This window comes from Streptomyces sp. NPDC012794 (genome assembly GCF_042901085.1).
Lineage (GTDB): Bacteria > Actinomycetota > Actinomycetes > Streptomycetales > Streptomycetaceae > Streptomyces.
In genome coordinates, this window is record NZ_JBIBCI010000002.1 from 467368 (window position 1) to 489710 (window position 22343).

General features: G+C 72.1%; 24 protein-coding genes. 9 read left to right on the forward strand and 15 right to left on the reverse strand.

Annotated elements, in window-relative coordinates; genetic code table 11:
* The first annotated feature begins 114 nt into the window (after positions 1-114).
* Positions 115-1749, forward strand: coding sequence for an ADP-ribosyltransferase domain-containing protein (locus ACFY7H_RS05360; RefSeq protein WP_388933353.1), 1635 nt, complete (start codon positions 115-117; stop codon positions 1747-1749).
* A gap of 21 nt (positions 1750-1770) precedes the next feature.
* On the opposite strand, the gene ACFY7H_RS05365 is transcribed toward ACFY7H_RS05360, so the two are convergent.
* From ACFY7H_RS05365 to ACFY7H_RS05375, 3 genes are all read right to left on the reverse strand, one after another.
* Positions 1771-2274 (reverse strand): carboxymuconolactone decarboxylase family protein, encoded by a 504-nt coding sequence (locus ACFY7H_RS05365; RefSeq protein ID WP_388933356.1) that lies wholly within the window; start codon positions 2272-2274, stop codon positions 1771-1773.
* Between the two features lie 119 nt (positions 2275-2393).
* Positions 2394-3023, reverse strand: a complete 630-nt coding sequence (locus ACFY7H_RS05370; protein WP_388933358.1) for a DUF6879 family protein — start codon at positions 3021-3023, stop codon at positions 2394-2396.
* A 179-nt stretch (positions 3024-3202) separates the two neighbouring features.
* Complete coding sequence (locus ACFY7H_RS05375; protein WP_388933359.1) at positions 3203-4486, reverse strand: adenylosuccinate synthase; 1284 nt, start codon at positions 4484-4486, stop codon at positions 3203-3205.
* 184 nt (positions 4487-4670) lie between these two features.
* Here ACFY7H_RS05375 and ACFY7H_RS05380 point away from each other — a divergent pair, with 184 nt between their 5' ends.
* Complete coding sequence (locus ACFY7H_RS05380; RefSeq protein ID WP_388933722.1) at positions 4671-5588, forward strand: diacylglycerol kinase; 918 nt, start codon at positions 4671-4673, stop codon at positions 5586-5588.
* Positions 5589-5676: 88 nt separating this feature from the next.
* Here ACFY7H_RS05380 and ACFY7H_RS05385 read toward each other — a convergent pair whose 3' ends face one another.
* The 7 genes from ACFY7H_RS05385 to ACFY7H_RS05415 all read right to left on the reverse strand — a co-directional run bounded on the left by ACFY7H_RS05385 (position 5677) and on the right by ACFY7H_RS05415 (position 13112).
* Positions 5677-6894, reverse strand: coding sequence for a cytochrome P450 (locus ACFY7H_RS05385; protein WP_388933361.1), 1218 nt, complete (start codon positions 6892-6894; stop codon positions 5677-5679).
* Between the two features lie 26 nt (positions 6895-6920).
* Positions 6921-7580 (reverse strand): response regulator, encoded by a 660-nt coding sequence (locus ACFY7H_RS05390; protein ID WP_388933363.1) that lies wholly within the window; start codon positions 7578-7580, stop codon positions 6921-6923.
* Positions 7577-8905 (reverse strand): sensor histidine kinase, encoded by a 1329-nt coding sequence (locus tag ACFY7H_RS05395; RefSeq protein WP_388933366.1) that lies wholly within the window; start codon positions 8903-8905, stop codon positions 7577-7579. Before ACFY7H_RS05395 ends, ACFY7H_RS05390 begins: the two co-directional genes overlap by 4 nt.
* Before the next feature lie 87 nt (positions 8906-8992).
* Positions 8993-9664 (reverse strand): response regulator, encoded by a 672-nt coding sequence (locus ACFY7H_RS05400; RefSeq protein ID WP_388933370.1) that lies wholly within the window; start codon positions 9662-9664, stop codon positions 8993-8995.
* Entirely contained in the window at positions 9661-10968 is a 1308-nt protein-coding gene (locus tag ACFY7H_RS05405) for a sensor histidine kinase (RefSeq protein ID WP_388933372.1), read from the reverse strand. The genes ACFY7H_RS05400 and ACFY7H_RS05405 overlap by 4 nt, the downstream gene beginning before the upstream one ends.
* A gap of 10 nt (positions 10969-10978) precedes the next feature.
* A complete protein-coding gene (locus ACFY7H_RS05410) occupies positions 10979-12190 on the reverse strand; it encodes an acyltransferase (protein WP_388933375.1) in 1212 nt (403 codons plus the stop codon).
* The gene (locus ACFY7H_RS05415; RefSeq protein WP_388933378.1) at positions 12183-13112 is read right to left on the reverse strand and encodes an alpha/beta hydrolase; all 930 of its coding nucleotides are present in this window, start codon (positions 13110-13112) and stop codon (positions 12183-12185) included. The genes ACFY7H_RS05410 and ACFY7H_RS05415 overlap by 8 nt, the downstream gene beginning before the upstream one ends.
* A 264-nt stretch (positions 13113-13376) precedes the next feature.
* On the opposite strand from ACFY7H_RS05415, the gene ACFY7H_RS05420 reads away from it, so the two are divergent.
* On the forward strand, positions 13377-13856 hold the full coding sequence (locus ACFY7H_RS05420; protein WP_388933380.1) for an HIT family protein: 480 nt from the start codon (positions 13377-13379) through the stop codon (positions 13854-13856).
* Positions 13857-13885: 29 nt separating this feature from the next.
* Here ACFY7H_RS05420 and ACFY7H_RS05425 read toward each other — a convergent pair whose 3' ends face one another.
* From ACFY7H_RS05425 to ACFY7H_RS05440, 4 genes are all read right to left on the reverse strand, one after another.
* Positions 13886-14521, reverse strand: coding sequence for a LysE family translocator (locus ACFY7H_RS05425; protein ID WP_388933383.1), 636 nt, complete (start codon positions 14519-14521; stop codon positions 13886-13888).
* A gap of 5 nt (positions 14522-14526) precedes the next feature.
* Positions 14527-14991, reverse strand: coding sequence for a nuclear transport factor 2 family protein (locus ACFY7H_RS05430; RefSeq protein WP_388933386.1), 465 nt, complete (start codon positions 14989-14991; stop codon positions 14527-14529).
* Positions 14992-15369: 378 nt separating this feature from the next.
* Positions 15370-15846, reverse strand: a complete 477-nt coding sequence (locus tag ACFY7H_RS05435) for a MarR family winged helix-turn-helix transcriptional regulator (RefSeq protein ID WP_388933389.1) — start codon at positions 15844-15846, stop codon at positions 15370-15372.
* A complete protein-coding gene (locus ACFY7H_RS05440; RefSeq protein ID WP_388933391.1) occupies positions 15839-16468 on the reverse strand; it encodes a DJ-1/PfpI family protein in 630 nt (209 codons plus the stop codon). The genes ACFY7H_RS05435 and ACFY7H_RS05440 overlap by 8 nt, the downstream gene beginning before the upstream one ends.
* A gap of 160 nt (positions 16469-16628) precedes the next feature.
* Between ACFY7H_RS05440 and ACFY7H_RS05445 the strand changes: the two genes are divergently transcribed.
* From ACFY7H_RS05445 to ACFY7H_RS05455, 3 genes are all read left to right on the forward strand, one after another.
* Complete coding sequence (locus ACFY7H_RS05445; protein WP_388933394.1) at positions 16629-17981, forward strand: aspartate aminotransferase family protein; 1353 nt, start codon at positions 16629-16631, stop codon at positions 17979-17981.
* Positions 17982-18088: 107 nt separating this feature from the next.
* A complete protein-coding gene (locus tag ACFY7H_RS05450; RefSeq protein WP_388933397.1) occupies positions 18089-18760 on the forward strand; it encodes a GntR family transcriptional regulator in 672 nt (223 codons plus the stop codon).
* 100 nt (positions 18761-18860) lie between these two features.
* Positions 18861-19511: a hypothetical protein gene (locus ACFY7H_RS05455; protein ID WP_388933400.1), complete on the forward strand. Its 651-nt coding sequence runs from the start codon at positions 18861-18863 to the stop codon at positions 19509-19511.
* A gap of 52 nt (positions 19512-19563) precedes the next feature.
* Here the strand turns inward: ACFY7H_RS05455 and ACFY7H_RS05460 are convergent, their stop codons facing one another.
* Positions 19564-20289, reverse strand: a complete 726-nt coding sequence (locus tag ACFY7H_RS05460; RefSeq protein ID WP_388933402.1) for an SLATT domain-containing protein — start codon at positions 20287-20289, stop codon at positions 19564-19566.
* 274 nt (positions 20290-20563) lie between these two features.
* Here ACFY7H_RS05460 and ACFY7H_RS05465 point away from each other — a divergent pair, with 274 nt between their 5' ends.
* From ACFY7H_RS05465 to ACFY7H_RS05475, 3 genes are all read left to right on the forward strand, one after another.
* On the forward strand, positions 20564-20908 hold the full coding sequence (locus ACFY7H_RS05465; protein ID WP_388933403.1) for a YbaB/EbfC family nucleoid-associated protein: 345 nt from the start codon (positions 20564-20566) through the stop codon (positions 20906-20908).
* Between the two features lie 76 nt (positions 20909-20984).
* The gene (gene recR / locus ACFY7H_RS05470) at positions 20985-21584 is read left to right on the forward strand and encodes a recombination mediator RecR (protein ID WP_363057095.1); all 600 of its coding nucleotides are present in this window, start codon (positions 20985-20987) and stop codon (positions 21582-21584) included.
* Positions 21577-22224, forward strand: a complete 648-nt coding sequence (locus tag ACFY7H_RS05475) for a DUF5063 domain-containing protein (protein ID WP_388933407.1) — start codon at positions 21577-21579, stop codon at positions 22222-22224. Before recR ends, ACFY7H_RS05475 begins: the two co-directional genes overlap by 8 nt.
* The last annotated feature ends 119 nt before the right edge of the window (positions 22225-22343 follow it).

The window sequence follows — 22343 nt, forward strand, 5'->3', positions numbered from 1 at the left end:
ACTGACAATCGGTCTTCGCGCAGGCCGTGGTGACGGTCGGTCAGCGTTGTCAGTGCCCGCTGCTAGCCTGCGGAAAGATTCGAAGTCCGGCTCGACATTTCGGAGTTCCTCACCATGCCCGAAAGCAACTCCCCGGCTCCCGCCGCACAGCCCGATCCGAATGACCCGCTGGCCCTGGCCGAATTGTTCAAGGGCGGCGGCGAACCGTGGTTTCCGCTGCTCAAGCCGGTCATCGAGGCGCAGCCGAACGCCGCCGCGTTCATCGGTGCGGGCCGCGGTCCGGACGTCGTGCCCGTCCGTGAACTGACCTTCCAGGCGCTCAAGCCGAATCCGCCGCACAAGTGGAAAGTCGTCGTCTTCGGGCAGAACCCGTATCCGCGGCCGGAAAGCGCCACCGGCATAGCGATGTTCGACAACACCTTCCACGACTGGAAGGACAGCCAGTTCGGCAGGGTCGTCAGCATTCGCTGCATCATCAAAGCGGCGGCTATGTGGAAGCACGGAATTCCGAAGAAGACCCCGATCGCCGACATACGCGCGCTCCTGAAGGAGCGGGACACCGTGCAGCCGCCGGAATGGTTCCAGGCGATGCTCACCCAGGGCGTGCTCCTGCTGAACGCGGCACTCACCGCGGAGTGCGGCGGGGCGCGGGGCGGGGCCGATCCGCACACCGCCTTCTGGCGGCCGGTCGCCGAGCGGATCGTCGAGGAGATCCTCAAAGCCAAGCAGGACGCCGCCGAGGAGGACCGCGGCGTCGTCTTCGCCTGGTGGGGGGCGCACGCGCGCAGCCTGAAGAAGGTCGTCCTCGAGCTCCAGACGAAGTACCCGGCCGTCGAGGTCCGGCACATCGACCACGCCAATCCCGCGGCCCAGGGCGACATCTTCTGCGACGGCGACCACTTCGCGACGGTCAACGACGCCCTCGCGTCCGTGGGCGCGGACCCGGTCGACTGGCTGCCGGCCAAGGGGTGGAACGAGCGGGCAGCCGCCGGGACCGGCGGGACGGGCGGCGAGGACGTCGCCGCCCGCATGGGCGCCTTCATCGCGTCCACGATGGAACTGCACCAGCTGTATCTGGAGCGCCTCGCCAGCGTCAAGGACGAGGGGCTCGTACTCCCCGCGATCACCGGCGTGTTCGACACCCCGCTCATGGAGTTCCGGGACGCCGTCGCGGCCGTCGCCGAGCTGCTGCCCGGTCTCGGCGGCCACGTCGACCGGTCGTACGAGTTCGGCAAGGCGCGGGCGGACGGAGCGGCCGGCGGGCTGTCCGCCGACGCGGTCTCCGCCCTCCACCTCTACACCTGCGAGTCCGCGTTCTACCGGGAGATCAACGCGGCGCTGCGCTCCCCGGACCGCTCGCGCCTCGTCCCGTACCTGCCGTACCTGCGGCTGCTGTTCGCGGCGGTCTCCGGGCTGCCCGCCCGCACGGAGCCGCTGTACCGCGGTGTCGCGCTGGACCTGCGGGCGCAGTACCCGCTGGGCCGCACCGTCACCTGGTGGGGCGTGTCCTCCTGCACGCCCAAGCTCGGCGTGGCCCGGGGGTTCCTCGGCAGCCGCGGCAAGCGGACGATGTTCGAGGTGGTGCCCGCCCGGGCGGTGGGCATCCGCGACTTCTCCGCGTTCACCGAGGAGGAGGAGTTCATCCTCTCCCCGGGGACGCAGCTGAAGGTCACGGACGTGAAGACCGAGCGCGGCGGCCTGTGCACGGTGCGGCTGACCGAACTGGACGACCAGACCCTTGTGTCCTGACCCGGCGGCGGCCTCCGGCCGTCAGTCCCACTGCTGGTCGGCGAGGGAGGCCACCGGCTGGGGCTTGCCGATCACGGCCACGGCGATGAAGAAGCCGATCTGGCCGATCGCGATGGTGAGGGTGGCCAGCGCCTTCTCGTCGTAGTGCTTCGCCACCTCGGCGTACAGCGCGTCCGGGACGCGTTCCTCGCCGTGCGGGGCGGGCTGGAGGGTGGCCTCCACCAGCGCGAGCGCGGCACGCTCGGCCTCGGTGAAGTAAGGGGCGTCCTGCCAGGAGGAGACGGCGGTGATGCGCTCCTCCGTCTCCCCGGCCTTGCGGAGGAAGGCGGTGTTCAGGACGGTCAGGTAGGTGTTGCGGACGATCTGTCCGGCACGCAGGTGGACCAGGCTGATCGTGGTGCGCGGCACCGAGCGGTTGCCGGTGGCGCGGAAGAGGGCGGCACTGATGTCGCTCAGCTCGGGCACGAACTCGCCCGGGTCGGACATCCGCGAGACCGGGGTGGCGGTGGCGGAGGTGTTCGTCATGGCTGCTGTTCTCCTTCGGCCGGTGTCTTCACCGCACTGACGGACGGGAGAGCGCGGATGTGACAGATCCGGGGCGGAATTCGGGAAACCAGTCCCGGAAGGCCGATCCGGGAAGGTCTTCAGGCCGCCGGGGGCGGCGGCAGGTGCGCGACGGAGTGGGTGAAGTACGTCCGCAGGTCCTCGGCCCTCGCGTAGGCCCGCCTCACGTACACCTCCCAGGGCTTGACGATCGCCGGGTCCTCGTACCGGCGGCTGCCCGTGTGGACGCCGGCGGGGGTGTGGAGGACCTCGTACAGGACACGGCCGTCCAGGATCACGATCTCCGGCAGCGGACCGCCGCCGGACGCCTCGGTGAAGGAGAACTCCTCGGCGGACAGCACCCGCGTCTGGTGTCCGGCCTCCGCGCGCATGTGGAGCCAGTGCAGCTGCCACTGCACGTACGGGGACAGCGGCTCCTCCACCACCCGCAGCCGGCGGAAAGGCGAACCGTTGCGGCTGTCGTCGTCGGCGGCCCGGCGCGCGGTGGTGCGCTCCGCCTCGATCAGCCGGAGCACCTCCCGCCAGTCGCCCCGGCGCAGCGCCTCCCGGGCCGGGTCGCCGGTCTCCTCGAAGTGCTGGAGCCGCTCCAGCCGCCAGGAATCGCCGTTGCGGATCGCCGCGCGGCGGGTCCGCAGGTCCTCGGCGTAGGCGTCGGCGTCGAGCGCCTCGCCTCGGGTCGCCGGGAGCGCCGGCGCGCGGAGATCGTGCATGGAATCCCCAGCCCTGGGTGACGAATGCGCCGACTGTACCGAACGTGATCCGCCGGATGCGGAACGTGTTGGCGCGGTCTGCCGAATCGTGTCTTCAGGCCCGGGGCACGCCGAAGGGGCGGGGAGCGCGGTGCGCCCCCCGCCCCTTCGGACGCGGTCGGCCGTCGTGGCCGTCCTCGTCAGAGGAACGAGTTGATCTCGATCGTCTCGGTGCGGCCGGGGCCGACGCCGATCGCCGAGATCGGTGCGCCCGACATCTCCTCCAGCGCCTTCACGTAGTTCTGCGCGTTCTTCGGCAGGTCGGAGAAGGTCTTGGCCTTGGTGATGTCCTCGGACCAGCCCGGGAGGGTTTCGTAGATCGGCTTCGCGTGGTGGAAGTCCGTCTGCGAGTACGGCAGCTCCTCGACGCGCTTGCCGTCGATCTCGTACGCGACGCAGACCGGGATCTCCTCCCAGCCGGTCAGCACGTCCAGCTTGGTGAGGAAGAAGTCCGTCAGGCCGTTCACGCGGGTGGCGTAGCGGGCGATCGGCGCGTCGAACCAGCCGCAGCGCCGGTCGCGGCCGGTGGTCACACCGCGCTCGCCGCCGATGCGGCGCAGCGCCTCGCCGTCCTCGTCGAACAGCTCGGTCGGGAACGGGCCCGCGCCGACGCGGGTCGTGTAGGCCTTGAGGATGCCGATGACGCGGCTGATCTTCGTCGGGCCCACGCCGGTGCCGGTGCAGGCGCCGCCGGCGGTCGGGTTCGAGGAGGTGACGAAGGGGTACGTGCCGTGGTCGACGTCGAGCAGGGTGCCCTGGCCGCCCTCGAAGAGCACGACCTTGTCGTCGTCGAGCGCGTTGTTGAGGATCAGGGTGGTGTCGGCGACGTAGCCCTTGATCTGGTCCGCGTACTGGAGCATCTCCTCCACGATCGCGGAGGCCTCGATCGCGCGGCGGTTGTACAGCTTCGCGAGGAGCTGGTTCTTGCCCTCGAGGGCCGCTTCGACCTTCTGGGTGAGGATCGACTCGTCGTAGAGGTCCTGGACGCGGATACCGATGCGGTTGATCTTGTCCGCGTACGTCGGGCCGATGCCGCGACCGGTGGTGCCGATCTTGCGCTTGCCGAGGAAGCGCTCGCCGACCTTGTCGAGGGTGACGTTGTACGGCGTGATCAGGTGCGCGTTGCCGCTGATGAGCAGCTTGGAGGTGTCGATGCCGCGCTCGTTCAGACCGCGCAGCTCGGAGAGCAGGACGGCCGGGTCGACGACGACACCGTTGCCGATGACCGGGGTGCATCCGGGGGAGAGGATGCCGGACGGGAGAAGGTGCAGCGCGTACTTCTGGTCACCTACGACCACGGTGTGGCCGGCGTTGTTGCCACCCTGGTAGCGCACTACATAGTCAACGGATCCACCGAGCAGGTCGGTGGCCTTTCCCTTGCCCTCGTCACCCCACTGAGCTCCGAGCAGCACAAGAGCGGGCACAGGCGTACACCTCTTCCGGATGGGGCATGTCCAAGGTCAGGGGGCGTACGACGATGTACACCGCAGGCTGAGCCGTCGGACCGGTACCCCGGAATAGACGAAGGCCCTGGCGCAATAGCGCAAGGGCCTCTTGCACAAAGATGCTACCCGAGGAAGGACCGAGGTGTCGGCTCCAGAGCCCGCCATGAGCCATGCGGGCGCGCCGGTAGGCGGCCTGCTCGTGCTCGTCGACCCGGTCGCCCGCCGTCTTGACGGCGAGTCCGTGCGAATCGCGAAGGATGTGTTGTCAGCGGGAGCCGCGGCGAAAATCTGCCTCCCGGATTCGCAGGAGGAATTTGCGCGGGCCCTCGCCCGCCGGGGTCATAGGCGGCCGGTGATCGTGGGGGACGACCGGGCGCTGGTGCGGGCCGTGGGGCTGCTGCACCGGGAGCCGGAGCCGGGGGACGGGGTGGTTTCGCTGGTCCCGGTGGGGGCGCCGGGCTCCCTGGCGCTGGCCCGTTCGCTCGGGGTGCCGCTGTCGGCGGTGCTGGCGGCCCGGGCGGCTCTGGACGGAGTGGCCCGGCCGCGGGACCTGCTGGTGGACGACGGCGGCGGCGTGGTGCTGGCCGGGCTGCGGATCAGTCCGCCGGTGCAGGCCGTGTGGCGGGGCGGGGGCTACCGCTCGCTGCTGCGGACACTGCTGCCGGGTCCGGCGGCGCCGGTGCGGCCGGTGCACCGGCTGCGGGTCGAGGTGGACGGGGTGGTGCTGGCCGACGGGGACCGGCCCGTGGAGGACGTGGCCGTACGGACCGCCGGGGGCGGGGCGGGGCCGGCGGAGGTGGTGGTCCGGCTGGCGGGCGCGCCGCCACTGACGGGCCGCGCGGAGACGGTCACGGTGTCCGGGGTGTCTGGTATGTCCGGGTACTCGGGGGTGCTCGGGGTGCCGGGGGCATCCGGGATGTCCGGATTTTCCGGGGCGCCTGGGGCGTCTGGGGCGTTCGGGGCGTCCGGTGCGTCCGGGGAGGACTTCCGCTACCGGGCCGACCATGCCCTGGCCGGCCCGGTGCGCCGGCGTACGTGGACGGTGCGGCGGGCCGCGTGGTCGCTGACGCTGCCCCGGTGAGGCGGCGTACGGCCGGGCCGCGGCGGAGCGCACCCGGTGGGCGCCCCTCCCGGCGCGGCCGGGCTCCGCGCTGCCCCGGCAGGCGGTCCTAGAACTCCACCAGCAGCTCCCGCAGGCCCCGGATCACATAGCCGTCCTGCCATCGCGGCTCCCGCACGAGCCGCATCGGCGGGCCGTCCGCGTCGAGCAGCGCCCCGAAGGAGGCCGCCAGCTCCAGCCGGGCCAGGGGCGCGCCCAGGCAGTAGTGGATCCCGGCACCGAAGGACAGGTGCGGATTGTCGGACCGCTCCAGGTCGAGCGCGTCCGGGTCCCCGAAGCGCGCCGGATCCCGGTTCGCGGACCCGAAGAGCAGCGCCACCTCGGCTCCGCGGGGGATGACGGTGTCCCCGACCTCGATGTCGTCGAGCACCCAGCGCTCGAACATCTGGAGGGGCGTGTCGTAGCGCATCAGTTCATCCACAGCTGTGGACAACTTTTCCGCGCCCGCCGCTCCGGGGCGCGCACGCAGCGCGGAAAGCTGCTCGGGATTGCGGAACAGGGCCCACCAGCCGTTCACCGTGGTGTTCACGGTCGCCTCGTGCCCGGCGTTCAGCAGGAGGACACAGGTCGAGATCATCTCCTGCTCGCTGAGCCGGCCCTCCTCATCGTGGGCGGCGATCAGCCCGGAGATCAAATCCGCGCCGGGCTCCTTGCGGCGCTCGGCGATCAGCTCCCGCAGGTACGCGCTGAACTCCACGCTCGCCGTCACCGCCCGCCGCGCGGTCTCCGCGTCGGGCCGCAGCTCGAACATCCCGCAGATGTCCGCCGACCAGGGTCTCAGCAGCCCCCTGTCCGCCTCCGGGACCCCGAGCAGCTCCGCGATCACCGCCACCGGCAGCGGCTCGGCGACGGCCGTGAGCAGGTCCCCGCCTCCGGCGTCCCGCAGCCCGTCCACCAGTTCCCGGGCCAGCCGCTCGACCGACGGTGCCAGCTGCTCCACCCTGCGCGGGGTGAACGCCTTCGACACCAGCCGCCGCACCCGGGCGTGCGCGGGATCCTCCAGGTCCAGCAGGCCGTTCCCGTTGAGCACGTGGAACGGTTCGTGCTCCGGCGGCGGAGCCTCACGCCCGAACTCCTCATGGCTGAACCGGTGGAGGTACGTCCTCCCCAGCCGCCGATCCCGCAGCAGGGCGCTCACATCGGCGTAGTGCGGCACCAGCCACTGACCCGTCGCCTCGCACCACACCGCCCGCCCCTGCTCCCGCAACTCCCGGTAGGCGGGGTACGGATCGGCGACGAAGGCGGCATCCCACGGATCAAAAGCCATCCCCGCAGCCTAAGCGCTGCCCCTCGCTAAGCGGGCGTCACCAACCGGGTCTCGTAGGCGTACACCGCGGCCTGGGTCCGGTCCCGCAGCCCCAGCTTCACCAGGATCCGGCTCACATGCGTCTTGATCGTGGACTCCGCGACCAGCAGCCGGTCCGCTATCTCCCCATTGGACAGACCCTGTGCGATCAGCACCAGCACCTCCGTCTCCCGCTCCGTCAACTCAGTGACCCCCGACGGATCCGCCGTCCTCCGCACCTCCGAAAGCTTCGAGAACTCCGAGATCAGCCGCTTCGTCACCGACGGGGCCAGCAGTGCCTCCCCCGCCGCCACCACCCGCACCCCCTCCGCCAGCTGCCGGGCGGAGGCGTCCTTCAGCAGGAACCCGGACGCCCCCGCCCGCAGCGCCTGGTACACGTACTCGTCGAGGTCGAAGGTCGTCAGGACCAGCACCTTCGCGTCCGAGTCCGCCGCCACGATCTGCCGTGTCGCCTCCAGACCGTTCAACTCCGGCATCCGGATGTCCATCAGCACCACGTCCGGCCGCAGGGCCGCCACCTGCGCGATGGCCTGCCTGCCGTCGACGGCCTCTCCGACGACCTCGATGCCCTCCATCGCGTTCAGCAGGACGGAGAAACCCTCACGGACCATCATCTGGTCGTCGACGATCAGCACCCGGATCGTCATGCCGGCTCCTCCTCGGACTGGGGCCGGCTGCGCACCGGTATGAAGACGGCCACCTCGTACCCGCCCGCCGCGGTCTCCCCGGCCGTCATCTCCCCCTCCAGCATCGCCACCCGCTCCCGCATCCCGGTGATGCCGTGCCCGGCTCCCGGCGAAGGCCGGACGTCACCGGACGCCGGGCCGTTGACGACCCGTATCCCCAGGCCGCCCAGTACGTACGACACCTCCACCCCGGCCACGGCACCCGGAGCGTGCCGCAGGCTGTTGCTCAGGGCCTCCTGGATGATCCTGTACGCCGACAGCTCCACGCCCTGCGGCAGCTCGCGCACCGCACCCGTGACGGTCTTGTCCACCCGCAGCCCCGCCTCCCGCACATTGGCCAGCAGCCCGTCCAGGGAGGCCAGCGTCGGCTGCGGGGCGTCCGGCGCCTCGTAGTCCGCGGACCGCACCACACCCAGCACCCGGCGCAGCTCCGTCAGCGCCGCCACCGCGTTCTCCCGGATGGTGACGAAGGCCGCCTCCAGCTCCGGCGGCGGATTCTTCACCCGGTACGGGGCCGCCTCGGCCTGGATCGCCACCACCGACATGTGGTGCGCGACCACGTCGTGCAGCTCCCGCGCGATGGTCGTCCGCTCCTCGAGCAGGGTCCGCCGGTCCCGCTCCACGGCCGTCTCCTCCTGCTGGGCGATGACCGCCCGCCGCGCCTCCTTGCGGGTGTTGCGGACCGTCACCGCCAGCAGGGCCACCGCCGAGAAGAAGGCCATCGGCGCGACCGTGGTGCCGTCCCAGTCGCCCACCAGGACCGGCAGGACCGTCCCGTACAGCAGGGTGATGACCCACATCCACCCGGCGGCCCGGGGCCGGACCCGCACGGCCACGAAGGTCATGACGGCCAGGGTCGCGAGAAAGGTGCTCGGCGACCAGGGCCAGGTCATGGTCCGGTCGGAGACCATCGACAGGGCGGTGGTCACGGCCAGCACCACCCAGAACGCGCCCGCGGGCCGCACCAGGGTCATCAGCACCGGCGCCGCCGCCAGCAGCCCCAGCAACAGGAACTGGAGCGGCGGCCCGCCGTACGAGCTGTCGGTGCTCGCGAGCACGGTCACGAAGAACGCCGTGGCGACCACCACCGCATGCGGCAGGTAGGCCGCCTTGGCGCGTATCCCCTGGGGCAGCCGGCGCACCAGCGGCCCGTCCGTACGCATCAGGGGGAGCGGCCGGTAGGCGAAGGCATCGGTGAGCAGGTCGTCCCGCAGGCTCTGGATCAGGCCCGAAGCCAGCCGCAATTCGGGGGACCGGGGGGTCACCCCGGTGGTCGTCTCGGTCATGTCCAAACCGTAGGCCGCCGCCCCCCTCGACCGCGTCGCCGCTGAAGGGGATATAACGGCCTCCCCCTCAGGTACTACACGGAACCCTCAGTAGCCCGCCGGGCGGACCAGCCCCGTCTCATAGGCGAACACCGCGGCCTGGGTCCGGTCCCGCAGGCCGAGCTTCAACAGGATCCGGCCCACATGGGTCTTCACCGTCTGCTCGGCCACCACGAGATGCGCCGCGATCTCCGCGTTGGACAGGCCCTGGGCGATCAGCGACAGGACCTCGGTCTCCCGCTCCGTCAGCTCCTCGATCCGCGCCCTGGACGGTGCGCGCGGAGCGCCCAGCCGGGAGAACTCGGTGATCAGCCGCCTCGTGATGTTCGGTGACAGCAGGGCCTCCCCGGCCGCGACCACCCGCACGGCCTCGGCGAGCTGGTCGGCGGAAGCGTCCTTCAGCAGGAAACCGGACGCGCCCGCGCGCAGCGCCTCGTACACGTACTCGTCCAGGTCGAAGGTGGTCAGCACCAGGACCTTCACCGCCGAATCAGGTGCCCCCGTGATGACGGAGGTGGCCTCGATACCGCCCATGCCCGGCATGCGGATGTCCATCAGGACCACGTCCGGCGCGAGTTCCCCGGCCTTCGTCACGGCGTCCGCGCCGTCCACGGCCTGGCCGACCACCTCGATGTCGGTCTCGGCGTTCAGCAGGACGGTGAAACCCTGTCTGACCATCATCTGGTCGTCGGCGATCATCACCCTGATCGGAGTGCTCATACGTCCTTCTTCGTCTCGGAGGGCGAACCTCCTGGCGGATCCAGCGGGAGGACGGCGCTCACCTCGTACCCGCCGTCGGGCCGCGGGCCCGCGGCCAGCTCGCCCCCCAGCATGCCCGCCCGCTCCCGCATGCCGAGCAGCCCGTGCCCCGCTCCGGGCGAGGGCGGGGACGGCCGGGTCGGGGCGGAGTTCGCGACGCACAGGTGCAGATCGCGTGGCCCGTAGGCGATGCCCACCTCCACCCGGGAACCGGGGGCGTGCCGAAGGCAGTTGCTCAGAGCCTCCTGCACGATCCGGTAGGCGGTGAGCTCCACACCGGGGGCCAGCGGCCGCCGTATGCCCGCGATCTCGGTGGTCACCTCCAGCCCGGCTCCCCGCACGTTGGCCACGAGGCCGTCGAGCTCGGCGAGGGTGGGCTGCGGATGGTGCGGGTTCGCCGGATCGTCGGCCTGCTCGGAGCGCAGCACTCCGAGGACACGGCGCAATTCGGTGAGGGCCTCCAGCGCGTTCTGCCGGATGCCCGCGAGGTTCTCCTTCAGCTCCGCCGACGGGTTCTCCACCAGGTGCGGGGCGACCTGCGCCTGGATGGAGATCACCGACATGTGATGGGCGACCACGTCGTGCAGCTCGCGGGCGATCCGGCTGCGCTCCTCCAGCAGCGTCCGCCGCGCCCGCTCCTCCTCCGTCAGCGTCTCCTGTGCGACGAGCCTGCCGCGGGCCAGCCGGGTCGCCCGCAGGGCGTATCCGAGGAGCCCGGCGAAGCCGAAGGCGAGGCCGGACAGGAAGAAGCTGCTGGCGCTCCGCTCCGGCCTGAAGAGCAGTTCGGCCAGGCCGGTGAAGGCCAGGGAGATGGCCACGACCGCTCCGGTCACCCGGGCCGGTACCCGCAGGGCGACCAGCAGGACCAGCGGGACGAAGGAGAGCACGGCGCCCGGCATCCAGGGCCAGGTCTGCCCCTGCCCGACGTGATCGTGGATCGCGTAGGCGATCACTCCGGTCGTGATCAGACCGAGCCACCAGGCGGCGACCGGCCGCGACAGCGCGAGCCCGATCGACAGTCCCGTCATGAGGGACATGACCACTGGCGGTCCGCCCGTGACGTGGTAGTGGTCGAAGAGCTGCTGGTTGGTCAGGAAGCCGAAGAAGACGGCCAGGTACACGACCACCACCTGCGGCAGCCGGCTCAGCCACCGGGGCCGCGACATCTTCGGGAGCGGATCCCGCCGCAGGGTGAACAGTTCCTGGAGCAGGGCGCCGCCCTCAGCGGTGGACGGCTCGGCGGGCGGGACGGATCGCTGGGTCACACGGGCCAGACTAGGCATGGGCGGCCTCCCGGTCGGACGGCCGCAGGGGGCCGCGGGGCCGCGACGCCGGCCCGGTGCGGACCGTCCGCGGGGCCCGGCGGCCGCGCGGCCGCTCGTGGATGTGGAAAGCGGCCCAGCAGACGGCCAGGGCCGCCGCGAACACCGGAAGCCACAGCAGCCGGGCGGCTATCCAGCCCGCCGTACCCGGCACCGTGTGCAGGCCCGGCAGGTCGGACGAGACCAGCAGCCCGAGAGCGGTGACGGACATCATCGCGGTCTGGTGCCAGAGGAACACGGTCATCGCGGACAGGTTCATCAGGGCCACCTTCGCCCAGCTCCGGGGCCGGAGCCGCATGACCCGCGCCAGCGGCCCGCGCACCAGCAGAGCCAGCCCGCACTGGGCCAGCCCGAAGGCCACGGCGGCGAGCGTCGGAGGGTTCAGATTGGACACCGCCGCCCCGGGCACCCCCACCATCGACGCCGGATACCCGCCCCACAGGACCAGTGCGGCGGTGGCGGCCGCGCCCCCGCCCAGCAGCAGCAGGGCCGGACGGCGCCGCTTGAACGCGCCCCCGGCCCAGGCGGCGCCCAGGGTGTAGGGGACGAGCCAGCCCGCCGCGACATTGACCCAGCCGATCCACTCCGGCCCGCCCAGGCCGAACCTCCACACGTCGACCCCCGCCACCACGGCCACCGGCCACAGTGGGCTGAGCCGGGCCGCCAGCGGGGTGGCAGCGGTCAGTGCGGCGAACACCAGCAGGAACCACAGAGGCGACCACACCAGCCGGAGCAGGGTCCGGACGGTGTCCCACTCCGCGCCGCCCAGCAGCAGCCCTCCCGCCACGACGGCCCACAGCACGAGCACCGCCGCCACCGGACGGAACAGCCGGCCCAGGCGCCGGCGGACCCAGCTCCCGTACGTGGTTCCGCGCGCCCGCGCCGACGCGTAGCCCTGGGCCGCGACATGCCCACCGACCAGGAAGAATACGGCCAGGGTCTGGAAGACCCAGGAGACCGGCGCCAGCCAGGGCATGTGGGCCAGCGGACTCGCCCCGCGCAGACCCCCGTCGGTACTGGTCAGCGAGGTCACCAGCCAGTGCCCGAGGACCACCCCGAGGATCGCCAGGGCCCGCAGGGCGTCCACGGACCGGTCCCGGTGGGCCGGCGTCGCGCCCTCGACGCGGTCGGCGAGGTCCGACCAGCGGCGGTGCAGCCTACGCATGAGGGGCCTCCGCTCCGAGGACGATGCGGGCCAGGCCGGCGAGGGACTCGGTGCCGGGCTTGAGGTAGTCGCTGTGCCCGGCGGAGCCCGTCGCGAAGACCCGCGCCCCGAACGCGGGATCCACGGGATCGGTACCGAACCCGACCCTGCCCAGCCGGACATGGGGAACACCGCCGATCCAGTCACCGGCACCCCGGCCGGCCCACACCCGGGCGGTGGTCGGCAGATCCGACGCGGAGGCCGCTCCCGCGCCCGGACTGCCGTAGAGGGCCATGTCCGTGACCTCGGGGCCGGTACGGGTCCGGCCGCAGACCACCGAGCCGTACGAATGGCAGAGCAGGGAGACACGGGCGCCGGCCGGCGCCAGGCCCCCCAACCGGGAGAGGAACGGCCCCAGTTCGGCTGCGGCCCGGTCGGCGCGAGCGGCGGTCAGCACGGTGGTGCTCACCGTGCCCGGCGTGTCGTAACCCAGCCAGGCCACCACCGCCGCGCGCGGATGCTCGGCCCGGAGCCGCCGCTCGAGGACGAGCGCCCCCTCGCGGAAGCGCTGGTAGGTGTCCAGGTTCGTATCGGAGCCCGGTACCAGCACCGCGATCCGGTCCGCGCTGCCCAGATCGCCGAACACCTCTATCGCGCGGCCCTGTCCGCGGCCGTCGAAGGTGAGGAACTGCGCTCCGGACCCCGCCATCGCCCGCAGTCTCGACGCCCGGCCGCCATGGCCCGTGTCCGCGGCCGTCCGCGCCGCCTCGGTGATACCGGTGAGGGCGGCCGCGTACCGGCGCTGCAGGGTGGCGGACTCGGGGACGGCGCCCGGCGCCGGCGCCGGGATCCGCGGGGACGCGGCGGCGGACACGGGGAGCACGACGGCCGCGGCGACGAGACCGGCGAGCAGGGTGCGGCGGAGGCGGCTGCCAGTGCTCATGTCGGGATCCTCTTCCTGTCCTTCGTTGCCAGGGCGGGCAGGCGCCCGCTCTGGCAACGAAGTTAGGAATCCGAACCCCTCGTCGGCGTCACGCTGCGGAGCGGCCTTCAGAGGTGGCTCTCAGGTATGACCGGCACTACCCGAGAGCCAGCCCACAGCCGTTCTCCACCGGTTCACGAACACCGCGACGGGCACACAGCACCCCACGCCGCACGGTCGCGGACGAACAAACCGGCCTCCAACGCGGTCGGTTAGGGTCTCGGAATGAACGGAACCGACTGGCGGCACGACCGCATCGGCAGCGCCCACCGGGGCGAGAACCCCACCGTCCTGCGCCGCCTCGACGCCGGGTTCGCGGTCATCGGGGACCGGCAGTTCCTGCCCGGGTACTCGGTGCTGCTGACCGACGACCCCGCCGTGACCCGGCTCTCCGAGCTGGCTTTGGCGCGCCGGATCGCGTACCTCACCGACCTGGAGCGGCTCGCCGAGGCCGTCGAGCGCGCCTGCGCGCGGCTCGACCCGGCCTTCCGCCGCGTGAACATCGAGATCCTCGGCAACACCGACCCGTACCTGCACGCCCACATCTGGCCCCGCTACGACTGGGAGCCCGAGGACCTCGTCCGGATGCCGGTCTGGCTCTACGAGGACGAGGAGTGCTGGCGCGGCGACCGCCACGCGCTGGCGCCCCGCCACGACGGGACGAGGGCCGCCATCATCGAGGAGCTCGACCGCCTGCTGGCATAGCCGCCGTGCCCCGGCCCCCTACCCGGGAGCTACGCCGTGGACGTGGCCACGCGCACCCCGAAGCCGATCAGGACGATGCCCGTCACCCGGTCCATCGCCCGGCGGACGCGCGGCCGCGTGAAGAACCGCCGGGCGCGCGACAGGACGTAGACGTACGTGCTCAGCCAGACCAGCGTCAGCAGTACGTGGACCAGGACGAGGAGCGCCATCCCCGCCGCCGGGCTCAGGTCCGGCGGCGCGAGGCTGGGCAGCAGACCGGTGTAGAACACGGCGATCTTCGGGTTGAGGGCGTTGCTGACCAGACCGGTGCGCCAGGCACTGCCGCGGCCGCGCGCGGCGCGTCCGCCCGGCTCGGGGGCGGCGTCGTCCAGGACGGCCCCGGCGCCCGGGCGGCGCAGGGACTGCGCGCCGAGGAAGCAGAGGTACGCCGCTCCCGCCAGCTTGACCACGAGGTACACCTCGGCCGAGGCGGCGAGCAGCGCCGCGAGCCCGGCAACCGTGAGGGCGCCCCACAGCAGCAGCCCGGCGGCGATCCCGCCGACGGTGCGCAGCCCGTCGGCCCGTCCCCTCGAGACGGCCCGTCGGGTCACGATGGCCATGTCGGGGCCGGGTACGAGGGTCAGCAGGGCGAGGACGCCGGTGGCCGCGGCGAGTGGCGTGAGCACACGGCTCAGTCTGCCACCAGGGGTTCGACGTAAACGGCTCTCCAGCGGGGCGCAGGGTCCTGTCCAGGGCTCGTCCAGTACTCGCGGGCTCCGACGACCTGTCCGTCGCGCACCGTCCACAGGGATACGGCCCGGTAGAGGACGTGGTCCTCGGGTATCTCCACCTCGGTGACGACGAGGTCTCCGTCCGCGAGGATGCGCAGGACCTCGACCGAGCCGATGGACCGCTCCTCGGTGCCTCCCGTGCCGCCAGTGCCGCCGGTGCCGCCTGTGGCTCCCGTGCCGTCCGTGCCGCCGGTGCCGTCCGCCTCGTCACTGAGGACGGCGATGAAGTTGGTTCTGCCGACGATCCGCTCGCCGCTGACCGGCCATTCGATGACCGCGTCCTCGGCGACGAGCCCGGCCACGCCGTCCCAGTCGCGTTCCTCGATCCGCTCCCACAGTTGTGCCACTACCTTCAAGGGCTCCATGTGCCGCAGTGTGCGATGGGCGCCTCGTACGCAACAAGGTCTGTTTGCAGGCTTATTGACTTCGACACAAACGGCTTCCGGCTACTCCCTTTCATGCCTGAGAGGGGGATTGGCTCCCCCGTCCAGCTCGCGGAGCAGGCTTCCGTCGGACAGCAGCAGCAGCCGGCTCCAAGCCGCCCGGGGTGCAGGTGGGTGGGGTGCCGGAGGTAACGGTGGAGGCGTCGAGTTCCACCGGGTCCGGGGCACTGCGCAGGGTGGCCCGCCAGGAGCAGGAGTACGCCGGGTTCTCGACCCGCAACGTCATGACGGAGTCGCCGACGGCGGCGGCGGGAGGGAGGTGGTGGGCGGGCGGCCGTGGACGTGGCCGCCCGCCCGGGCTCAGGAGGCTTCCCGGTTCTCCGAGGCGATGGCCGCCAGGGCCGCCGAGAGGCGTTCCAGCGCGGCGGCCGTTTCGGCGAGGCCGGTTTCGCCCAGGGCTGCCGTCAGCCGGCTGGCCAGCGCCGTGTGGCCCGGGTCGATGCGGGCGATCGCGGCGCGGCCCGCCTCCGTCGGGCGGAGCAGCTTCGCGCGCCGGTGGGCCGGGTTCTGGACGTACTCGGCGAGGCCGTCGGCCGCCAGCAGGTCGGCGACCCGTTGCACGCTCTGCCGGGTGATCCCCATGGCCCGGGCGATGCCGGCGACCGGCAGGGGCTCCCGCAGTACGGCGCCCAGCACCTGCCAGCGCGCGGCCGTCAGTCCGGCCGGGCGGGCCAGTTCCTCCGAGACGGAGAGGAACTGCCCGTTGAGCCGGAAGACGCCGAGCGCGGTGCGGCTGAGGAGGTCCTGCCGCGCCGGTACGGAGAGCGGGTCAGGCATCGCCCGCCTCCGCGGCGGCCATGAGGACCGGGAACGCGCTCGCGTCGGAGTCGTGGAAGAGGCGGTACCAGGCGTCGAGCACGTCCGGCTCGTACACGCCGAGCCGGGCGAAGACCTCCCGCGCGAAGGCCACCGGTTCGGTCGGGCCCGCCGTGATCAGGTCGCCCGCCGTCACGGCGTCGGCCTCCACGTACTGCCCCGCGCCGCCGTACCCGGGCTGCTCCGCGAGGTAGAACGCGGCCGCGCTGGTGTGCGGGCGCCCGTCCAGCAGGCCTTCCCGCGCGAGGCCCGCCGTGGCTCCGCAGATGGCCGCGACGGGCACTCCGGCCGCCAGGAACTCGCGGGCCTTGGCCGCGAAGGGGGCCAGGTCGTCGCCGGTGTCCCAGAGCGCGGCGCCGCTCAGGACCAGCAGTGAGGAGTCCTCGGGCCGCAGGTCGGCGAGGGACAGGTCCGGCAGGATCCGGACCCCGCCCATCGTGGTCACGGGGGTGCCGGCGGCGAAGCCGACGGTGCGGATCGCGTGGCCGCGCTGGGCGAGGTGCGCGGTGGTGTGGCCGGTCTCCCAGTCCGCCCAGGTGTCGTAGACCGCGAGGTGGACGGGCTTGGCGGGGGTCTCGGTCATGCTCGCCTCCGGACGCAGGACGAAATGTATGACAGAAGGCTGTCATTTTGGGAGTGTGCTGTCAATGGCGGTGCCGGCAGACAGACTGCCGAGAGCCGCCCCCCACCCCCATACAGTCCGCCGATATCCCTTCCGACCTGCGCACTTCTAGCGTGACCGCATGACCCCTCATGTCACCGGCGCGTCCGTCAAGGCCGCCGACCGCGCTCACGTCTTCCACTCGTGGTCCGCCCAGTCCCTGATCGACCCGCTGGCCGTCGCCGGCGCCGAGGGCTCGTACTTCTGGGACTACGACGGCAATCGCTACCTCGACTTCTCCTCCCAGCTGGTCAACACCAACATCGGCCACCAGCACCCCAAGGTGGTCGCGGCCGTCCAGGAGCAGGCCGCCAGGCTCTGCACCCTCGCGCCCGGTTTCGCCGTGGACGTCCGCTCGGAGGCCGCACGCCTCATCGCCGAGCGCACCCCCGGCGACCTCGACAAGATCTTCTTCACCAACGGCGGCGCCGAGGCCGTGGAGAACGCCGTACGCATGGCCCGGCTGCACACCGGCCGTCAGAAGGTGCTCTCCGCCTACCGCTCGTACCACGGGGCCACCGCCGCCGCGATCAACCTGACCGGCGACCCGCGCCGCTGGCCCTCGGACACCGCCTCCGCCGGTGTCGTCCACTTCTGGGGGCCGTACCTCTACCGCTCGCCCTTCCATGCCGCCACCGAGGCCGAGGAGTGCGAGCGCGCCCTCGCCCACCTCGCCGACACGATCGCCTTCGAGGGCCCGCAGAGCGTGGCCGCGATCATCCTCGAGTCGGTGCCCGGTACGGCCGGGATCATGACCCCGCCGCCCGGCTACCTGGCCGGCGTGCGCGAGCTCTGCGACCGCCACGGCATCGTCTTCATCCTCGACGAGGTCATGTCGGGCTTCGGGCGCACCGGGGCGTGGTTCGCCGTCGACCACTGGGACGTCACCCCCGACCTGATCACCTTCGCCAAGGGCGTCAACAGCGGCTACGTGCCGCTCGGCGGCGTCGCCCTCTCCGCCGCCATTGCCGAGACCTTCGCCACCCGCCCCTACCCGGGCGGGCTCACGTACTCCGGCCACCCCCTGGCCTGCGCCGCCGCCGTCGCCACGATCAACGCGATGGAGGAGGAGGGCATCGTCGCGAACGCCGCCCGCATCGGCGCCGAGGTGATCGCCCCGGGGCTGGCCGACCTCGCCGAGCGGCACCCCTCCGTCGGGGAGGTCCGCGGGCTGGGCGTCTTCTGGGCGCTGGAACTCGTACGCGACAAGGAGACGCGCGAGCCGCTCGTCCCGTACAACGCCTCGGGTGCCGCCAACGCCCCCATGGCCGAATTCGCGGCGGCCTGCAAGGCGTCCGGGCTGTGGCCTTTCGTCAACATGAACCGTACGCACGTCGTCCCGCCCTGCACCGTGACGGAAGCCGAGGCCAAGGAAGGCCTGGCCCTCCTCGACGAGGCGCTGACGGTGGCCGACCGCCACACGGTCGGGGCGTGAGGTACCAGAGGGCGGGCGATATGTCCGCATACCGGTCCTAGACCGCTCGGTTTCAGCCGCGCTGTCTGGCCTAAGGTGTCCGAAGATCTATGGAGGAGCGGACCCCTATGCCAGGCAGCCGGAGCGGAGGTGTCACCCGCAACACCCTTCGGCAGCAGATCGCGGACGCGCTGGGTGACGAGGTGCTCGCGGGGCGTCTCCCGCCGGGGACCGAGTTCACCGTGAAACAGATCGCCGAGCAGTACGAGGTCTCGGCGACACCGGTGCGCGAGGCGCTGGTCGACCTCTCGGCGCAGGGGCTGCTGGAGTCGGTGCAGCACCGGGGCTTCCGGGTGCGGGTCTACACGGTTGACGACTTCCGGGGGATGATCGAGGCCCGGACGCTGGTCCTCGACGGGATCTTCCGGCGGCTCGTCGAGCGCGGCGCCCCGCTCGGCACGGGAGAACCGCTGGTCTCCGTGCGCCGCCGGGCCGAGGAGGCGCGGCGGGCGGCGCGCAGCGGTTCGCTCGAAGTGCTGATCGGCTACGACCTGCGCTTCTGGCGGGAGCTCAGCGAACTGGTCGGCAACACCTACATATCGGACTTCCTGCACCGCATCCGCGTTCAGTGCTGGGTCTTCTCGGTGCCCCACCTCCAGGGGGCCCCGGAGCTGCGGGCCGCGCTCTGGGACGGGCACAACGAGCTGGTGGACGCGGTGACGCTGGCCGACGCCGACGAGGTACGGCGCATCGTGCGCGCGTACAACCAGCACGGGCTGGACTGGGCCGCGAGCCTCTGACCCCGCCGGCCCGACCGGCCGGGTCCTGCGCACCCCTTCGCGGAGCGTGTCCGGAGCATTACCCTGGCCCGATCGGCGGCAACGACTGATCGGAGCCCGCGTGGCCTGTGACCTGTGGCTGGTCCCTCTTGTCGACGTGCTGTGCCACAGCCCCGACAACCCCTTCGCGGAAGAGATCGCCTCGTACGACAAGGCGCTGGGCGAGGCGGGCCTGCCGTCGGTGCCCGTGTTCGCGTACATGCCGGGCCTGAGCGGGGACGTGGCCCCGGTGGCCGGCTTCGACTACGACGCCCTGCACTTCCTGCGGCGGGCGTACCTGCTCCAGATCTGCGGGCTGCCGGTGACGCCGGTGGACGAGCTGGGCGGGGACTACGAGCAGCTGCTGGAGATGTTCGAGGCCACGGCGCAGCAGTCGCACCTGGTGTGGCACTACGACCACGCGGGGGCGTACGTCCCGGTGGACTTCACGGCGCCGCTGGCGAACGAGGAGCTGCTGGCCGGGGGCGGCCCGCTGGGCTCGGCGCAGGGGCTGCTGCGGGAGCTCGCCTTCGTGGCCCCCGCGATCGGGATAGACCCGGCGAACCCGCCCGCCGCTCCGGCGCCGCCCGGGGGGCCGACCTCGCTGGAGGAGCCGGCGGGGCCCGTTCCGTACGACGAGAGTCCCTTCGCCCGGGAGCGGCACGTGTGGCTGGGCCTGCACGCGGCGGCGACCCGCAGCCTGGGCCAAGGCTCGATGATCATCTTCAGCTGACCCGCCTGACCCGCCCCACGGCGCGCCGCCCCGCGAGCGGCGCGCCCCGTGTTCAGCGGGGCTGTTCCGGGGGCCGCTGCCGGGGCATGTTGGGGCGGGTGCCCGGGGGCAGCGGGAAACGGGCCGGGGGGATGCCGGGGTCCGGGCGGGCGGGCGCCCCGGTCAGGGACTGCATGAGCAGCGGCGCCGACCCGGCCCGGAACTCCACCATCCAGTCGGCCGTCTCCGAGCGCACGAGCTCCGTGATGTCCTCCGAGAAGCGGCGCAGCACGGTCAGGCACCGCTCGGCGGCCTCACTGGCGGTCCCCTCGGTGGGCCCCAGGACCTCGCGCACGTTCTCCGAGGCCCAGTCGAACTGGAGCGTCTGCAGGCGCCGCTGCACGGCCTGCGCCGTCGCCACGTCCCGCATCCAGCCGGAGGTCAGCCCGAAGAACCGGTCGCAGGCCAGGCAGGCCGCGGCCAGCAGCAGCGACAGGTAGCCGTACGAGGCCGCGCCCGAGGCGGAGCCCGTCAGCTCCAGCAGCGGCATCGCCGCGCCCGTGACGGCGCCGACGGCCGCACCCGCCCGCAGCGTCCACGCGCCGCGGCGCTTCCACGCCCGGTCGGACAGGTACCACTCGGCCGTGCGCAGCGCATCGGCCTCCACCCGCCGGTAGAGCTCGTCGAGCCGCTCGGCGGGCTCTCCCCAGTCCCCGAGAGGGAACGGCCGCCCGGTGAGGTCGCCGTCCTCTGCGGGATCCCGGGGTGGCCCCTCGGGCTGCATCTCCGGCTGACTCACCCGGCACTCCCTCTGCCTGCGCTGACGTGTGGTGCGCGTGTGCGCAATGGTGCGCATGCTCTTCCTACCTTCGAATGACACGCGATGGACGACGAATCCCCGGTTTTCCGCCCGCAAGGAGGGCTTCATCAGGTGCGCGCACGCCCGGCCTCTCACCCGAAAGAGTTGGTCCTCCCGGCGTAGGGCGCGGCGCCCGGGGAGCACGTAGGCTCGGATTGACCGAGCCTTCCCCGAAGGCGATCCGCAGCCGTTGCGACGTACGGAGTGAGTACCTGTGATTCCCGGTGGTGGCCAGCCCAACATGCAGCAGCTGCTTCAGCAGGCCCAGAAGATGCAGCAGGACCTCGCGGCGGCCCAGGAGGAGCTGGCCGTGGCAGAGGTCGAGGGCCAGGCCGGCGGCGGTCTCGTGAGGGCGACCGTCACCGGTTCCGGTGAACTGCGCGCCCTCGTCATCGATCCGAAGGCCGTGGATCCGGAGGACACCGAGACCCTCGCCGACCTGGTGGTCGCGGCGGTCCAGGCGGCCAACGAGAACGCACAGGCGCTCCAGCAGCAGAAGCTGGGGCCGCTGACCCAGGCGCTGGGCGGCGGCAGCGGCATCCCCGGCCTGCCGTTCTAGTCCCGCCGCCCCGGCACACCCTCCCGCAGCCCCCCTGCGGACACCCCTCCCGCCCGATACGAAAGAAGGCAGTCCGTTGTACGAAGGCGTGGTCCAGGACCTGATCGACGAACTGGGCAGGCTGCCCGGCGTCGGGCCCAAGAGCGCGCAGCGGATCGCCTTCCACATCCTGCAGGCCGAGCCCACCGACGTGCGGCGCCTGGCGCATGCGCTGCTGGAGGTCAAGGACAAGGTCCGGTTCTGCGCGGTGTGCGGGAACGTGGCGCAGGAGGAGCGGTGCGGGATCTGCCGTGATCCCCGCCGCGACACGACGGTCATCTGCGTGGTGGAGGAGCCGAAGGACGTCGTCGCGATCGAGCGGACCCGTGAGTTCCGGGGCAAGTACCACGTCCTCGGCGGGGCGATCAGCCCGATCGAGGGCGTCGGACCCGACGACCTGCGCATCCGTGAGCTGCTGGCGCGACTGGCGGACGGGACGGTGACCGAGCTGATCCTCGCGACCGACCCGAACCTGGAGGGCGAGGCCACCGCCACCTACCTCGCCCGCATGATCAAGCCCATGGGCCTGAAGGTCACCCGCCTGGCCAGCGGGCTCCCCGTCGGGGGAGACCTGGAGTACGCGGACGAGGTCACGCTCGGGCGGGCCTTTGAAGGAAGGCGACTTCTCGATGTCTGACGCAACGCTGCACGCCCAGGGCCAGGATCCGGACGACTTCGCCGTCCAGATCGCGGACCAGATCGAGTCCTTCATCGTCGCGGTCACCGAGGTGGCCAAGGGCGAGGACCCGGACAGCGCCGTTCCCTTCCTCCTCCTGGAGGTGTCCCAGCTGCTGCTGGCGGGCGGCCGGCTCGGCGCGTACCAGGACGTCCTCCCCGAGGAGCGCTACGAGCCCGACCTGGGCCCGGAGCCGGACGTGGACGACCTGCGCGAGCGGTTCGCCCTGATGCTGGAGCCGGTCGACGTCTACTCCGAGGTCTTCGACCCCTACGAGCCGCGCAAGACCCCGGTCGCCCACCGGATCTCCGACGACCTGGCGGACGTGGTCGCCGACCTGCGGCACGGGCTCATCCACCTCCAGGAGGGCCGGGTGACCGAGGCTCTGTGGTGGTGGCAGTTCTCGTACTTCACCAACTGGGGCCCCACCGCCTCGGCGATGCTGCGCGCCCTCCAGTCGCTGATCGCCCACGTTCGCCTCGACCAGCCGCTCGCCGCCCTGGACGGCCTGGACACGGACGAGGACATGACCGAGGACGACCTCGCGGAGCAGGCCGGCGCGGTCATGGCCGAGGAGCTCGGCCAGCTGGGCCGCAAGTAAGCGAGTGCGTGCCGGGTGGTTTCCGGTCGGTTCCTGCTGGTATCGGCCGGTTAGTGGTGTCCGTGGGGCAACCGTTCCGCTGATCTTTTCATCTCATGATGTGGTACGGGGCGGTCGGA

What these genes read in the sequence shown, in the direction of transcription:
- ACFY7H_RS05475 (WP_388933407.1), top strand. Translation starts at nt 21,577, where the DNA reads ATGTCTGACGCAACGCTGCACGCCCAGGGCCAGGATCCGGACGACTTC.
- ACFY7H_RS05435 (WP_388933389.1), bottom strand. Translation starts at nt 15,846, where the DNA reads ATGCCTGACCCGCTCTCCGTACCGGCGCGGCAGGACCTCCTCAGCCGC.
- ACFY7H_RS05415 (WP_388933378.1), bottom strand. Translation starts at nt 13,112, where the DNA reads ATGAGCACTGGCAGCCGCCTCCGCCGCACCCTGCTCGCCGGTCTCGTC.
- ACFY7H_RS05370 (WP_388933358.1), bottom strand. Translation starts at nt 3,023, where the DNA reads ATGCACGATCTCCGCGCGCCGGCGCTCCCGGCGACCCGAGGCGAGGCG.
- ACFY7H_RS05445 (WP_388933394.1), top strand. Translation starts at nt 16,629, where the DNA reads ATGACCCCTCATGTCACCGGCGCGTCCGTCAAGGCCGCCGACCGCGCT.
- ACFY7H_RS05365 (WP_388933356.1), bottom strand. Translation starts at nt 2,274, where the DNA reads ATGACGAACACCTCCGCCACCGCCACCCCGGTCTCGCGGATGTCCGAC.
- ACFY7H_RS05390 (WP_388933363.1), bottom strand. Translation starts at nt 7,580, where the DNA reads ATGACGATCCGGGTGCTGATCGTCGACGACCAGATGATGGTCCGTGAG.
- ACFY7H_RS05360 (WP_388933353.1), top strand. Translation starts at nt 115, where the DNA reads ATGCCCGAAAGCAACTCCCCGGCTCCCGCCGCACAGCCCGATCCGAAT.
- ACFY7H_RS05410 (WP_388933375.1), bottom strand. Translation starts at nt 12,190, where the DNA reads ATGCGTAGGCTGCACCGCCGCTGGTCGGACCTCGCCGACCGCGTCGAG.
- ACFY7H_RS05430 (WP_388933386.1), bottom strand. Translation starts at nt 14,991, where the DNA reads ATGGAGCCCTTGAAGGTAGTGGCACAACTGTGGGAGCGGATCGAGGAA.
- ACFY7H_RS05400 (WP_388933370.1), bottom strand. Translation starts at nt 9,664, where the DNA reads ATGAGCACTCCGATCAGGGTGATGATCGCCGACGACCAGATGATGGTC.
- ACFY7H_RS05395 (WP_388933366.1), bottom strand. Translation starts at nt 8,905, where the DNA reads ATGACCGAGACGACCACCGGGGTGACCCCCCGGTCCCCCGAATTGCGG.
- ACFY7H_RS05450 (WP_388933397.1), top strand. Translation starts at nt 18,089, where the DNA reads ATGCCAGGCAGCCGGAGCGGAGGTGTCACCCGCAACACCCTTCGGCAG.
- ACFY7H_RS05440 (WP_388933391.1), bottom strand. Translation starts at nt 16,468, where the DNA reads ATGACCGAGACCCCCGCCAAGCCCGTCCACCTCGCGGTCTACGACACC.
- ACFY7H_RS05380 (WP_388933722.1), top strand. Translation starts at nt 4,671, where the DNA reads ATGAGCCATGCGGGCGCGCCGGTAGGCGGCCTGCTCGTGCTCGTCGAC.
- ACFY7H_RS05385 (WP_388933361.1), bottom strand. Translation starts at nt 6,894, where the DNA reads ATGGCTTTTGATCCGTGGGATGCCGCCTTCGTCGCCGATCCGTACCCC.
- ACFY7H_RS05420 (WP_388933380.1), top strand. Translation starts at nt 13,377, where the DNA reads ATGAACGGAACCGACTGGCGGCACGACCGCATCGGCAGCGCCCACCGG.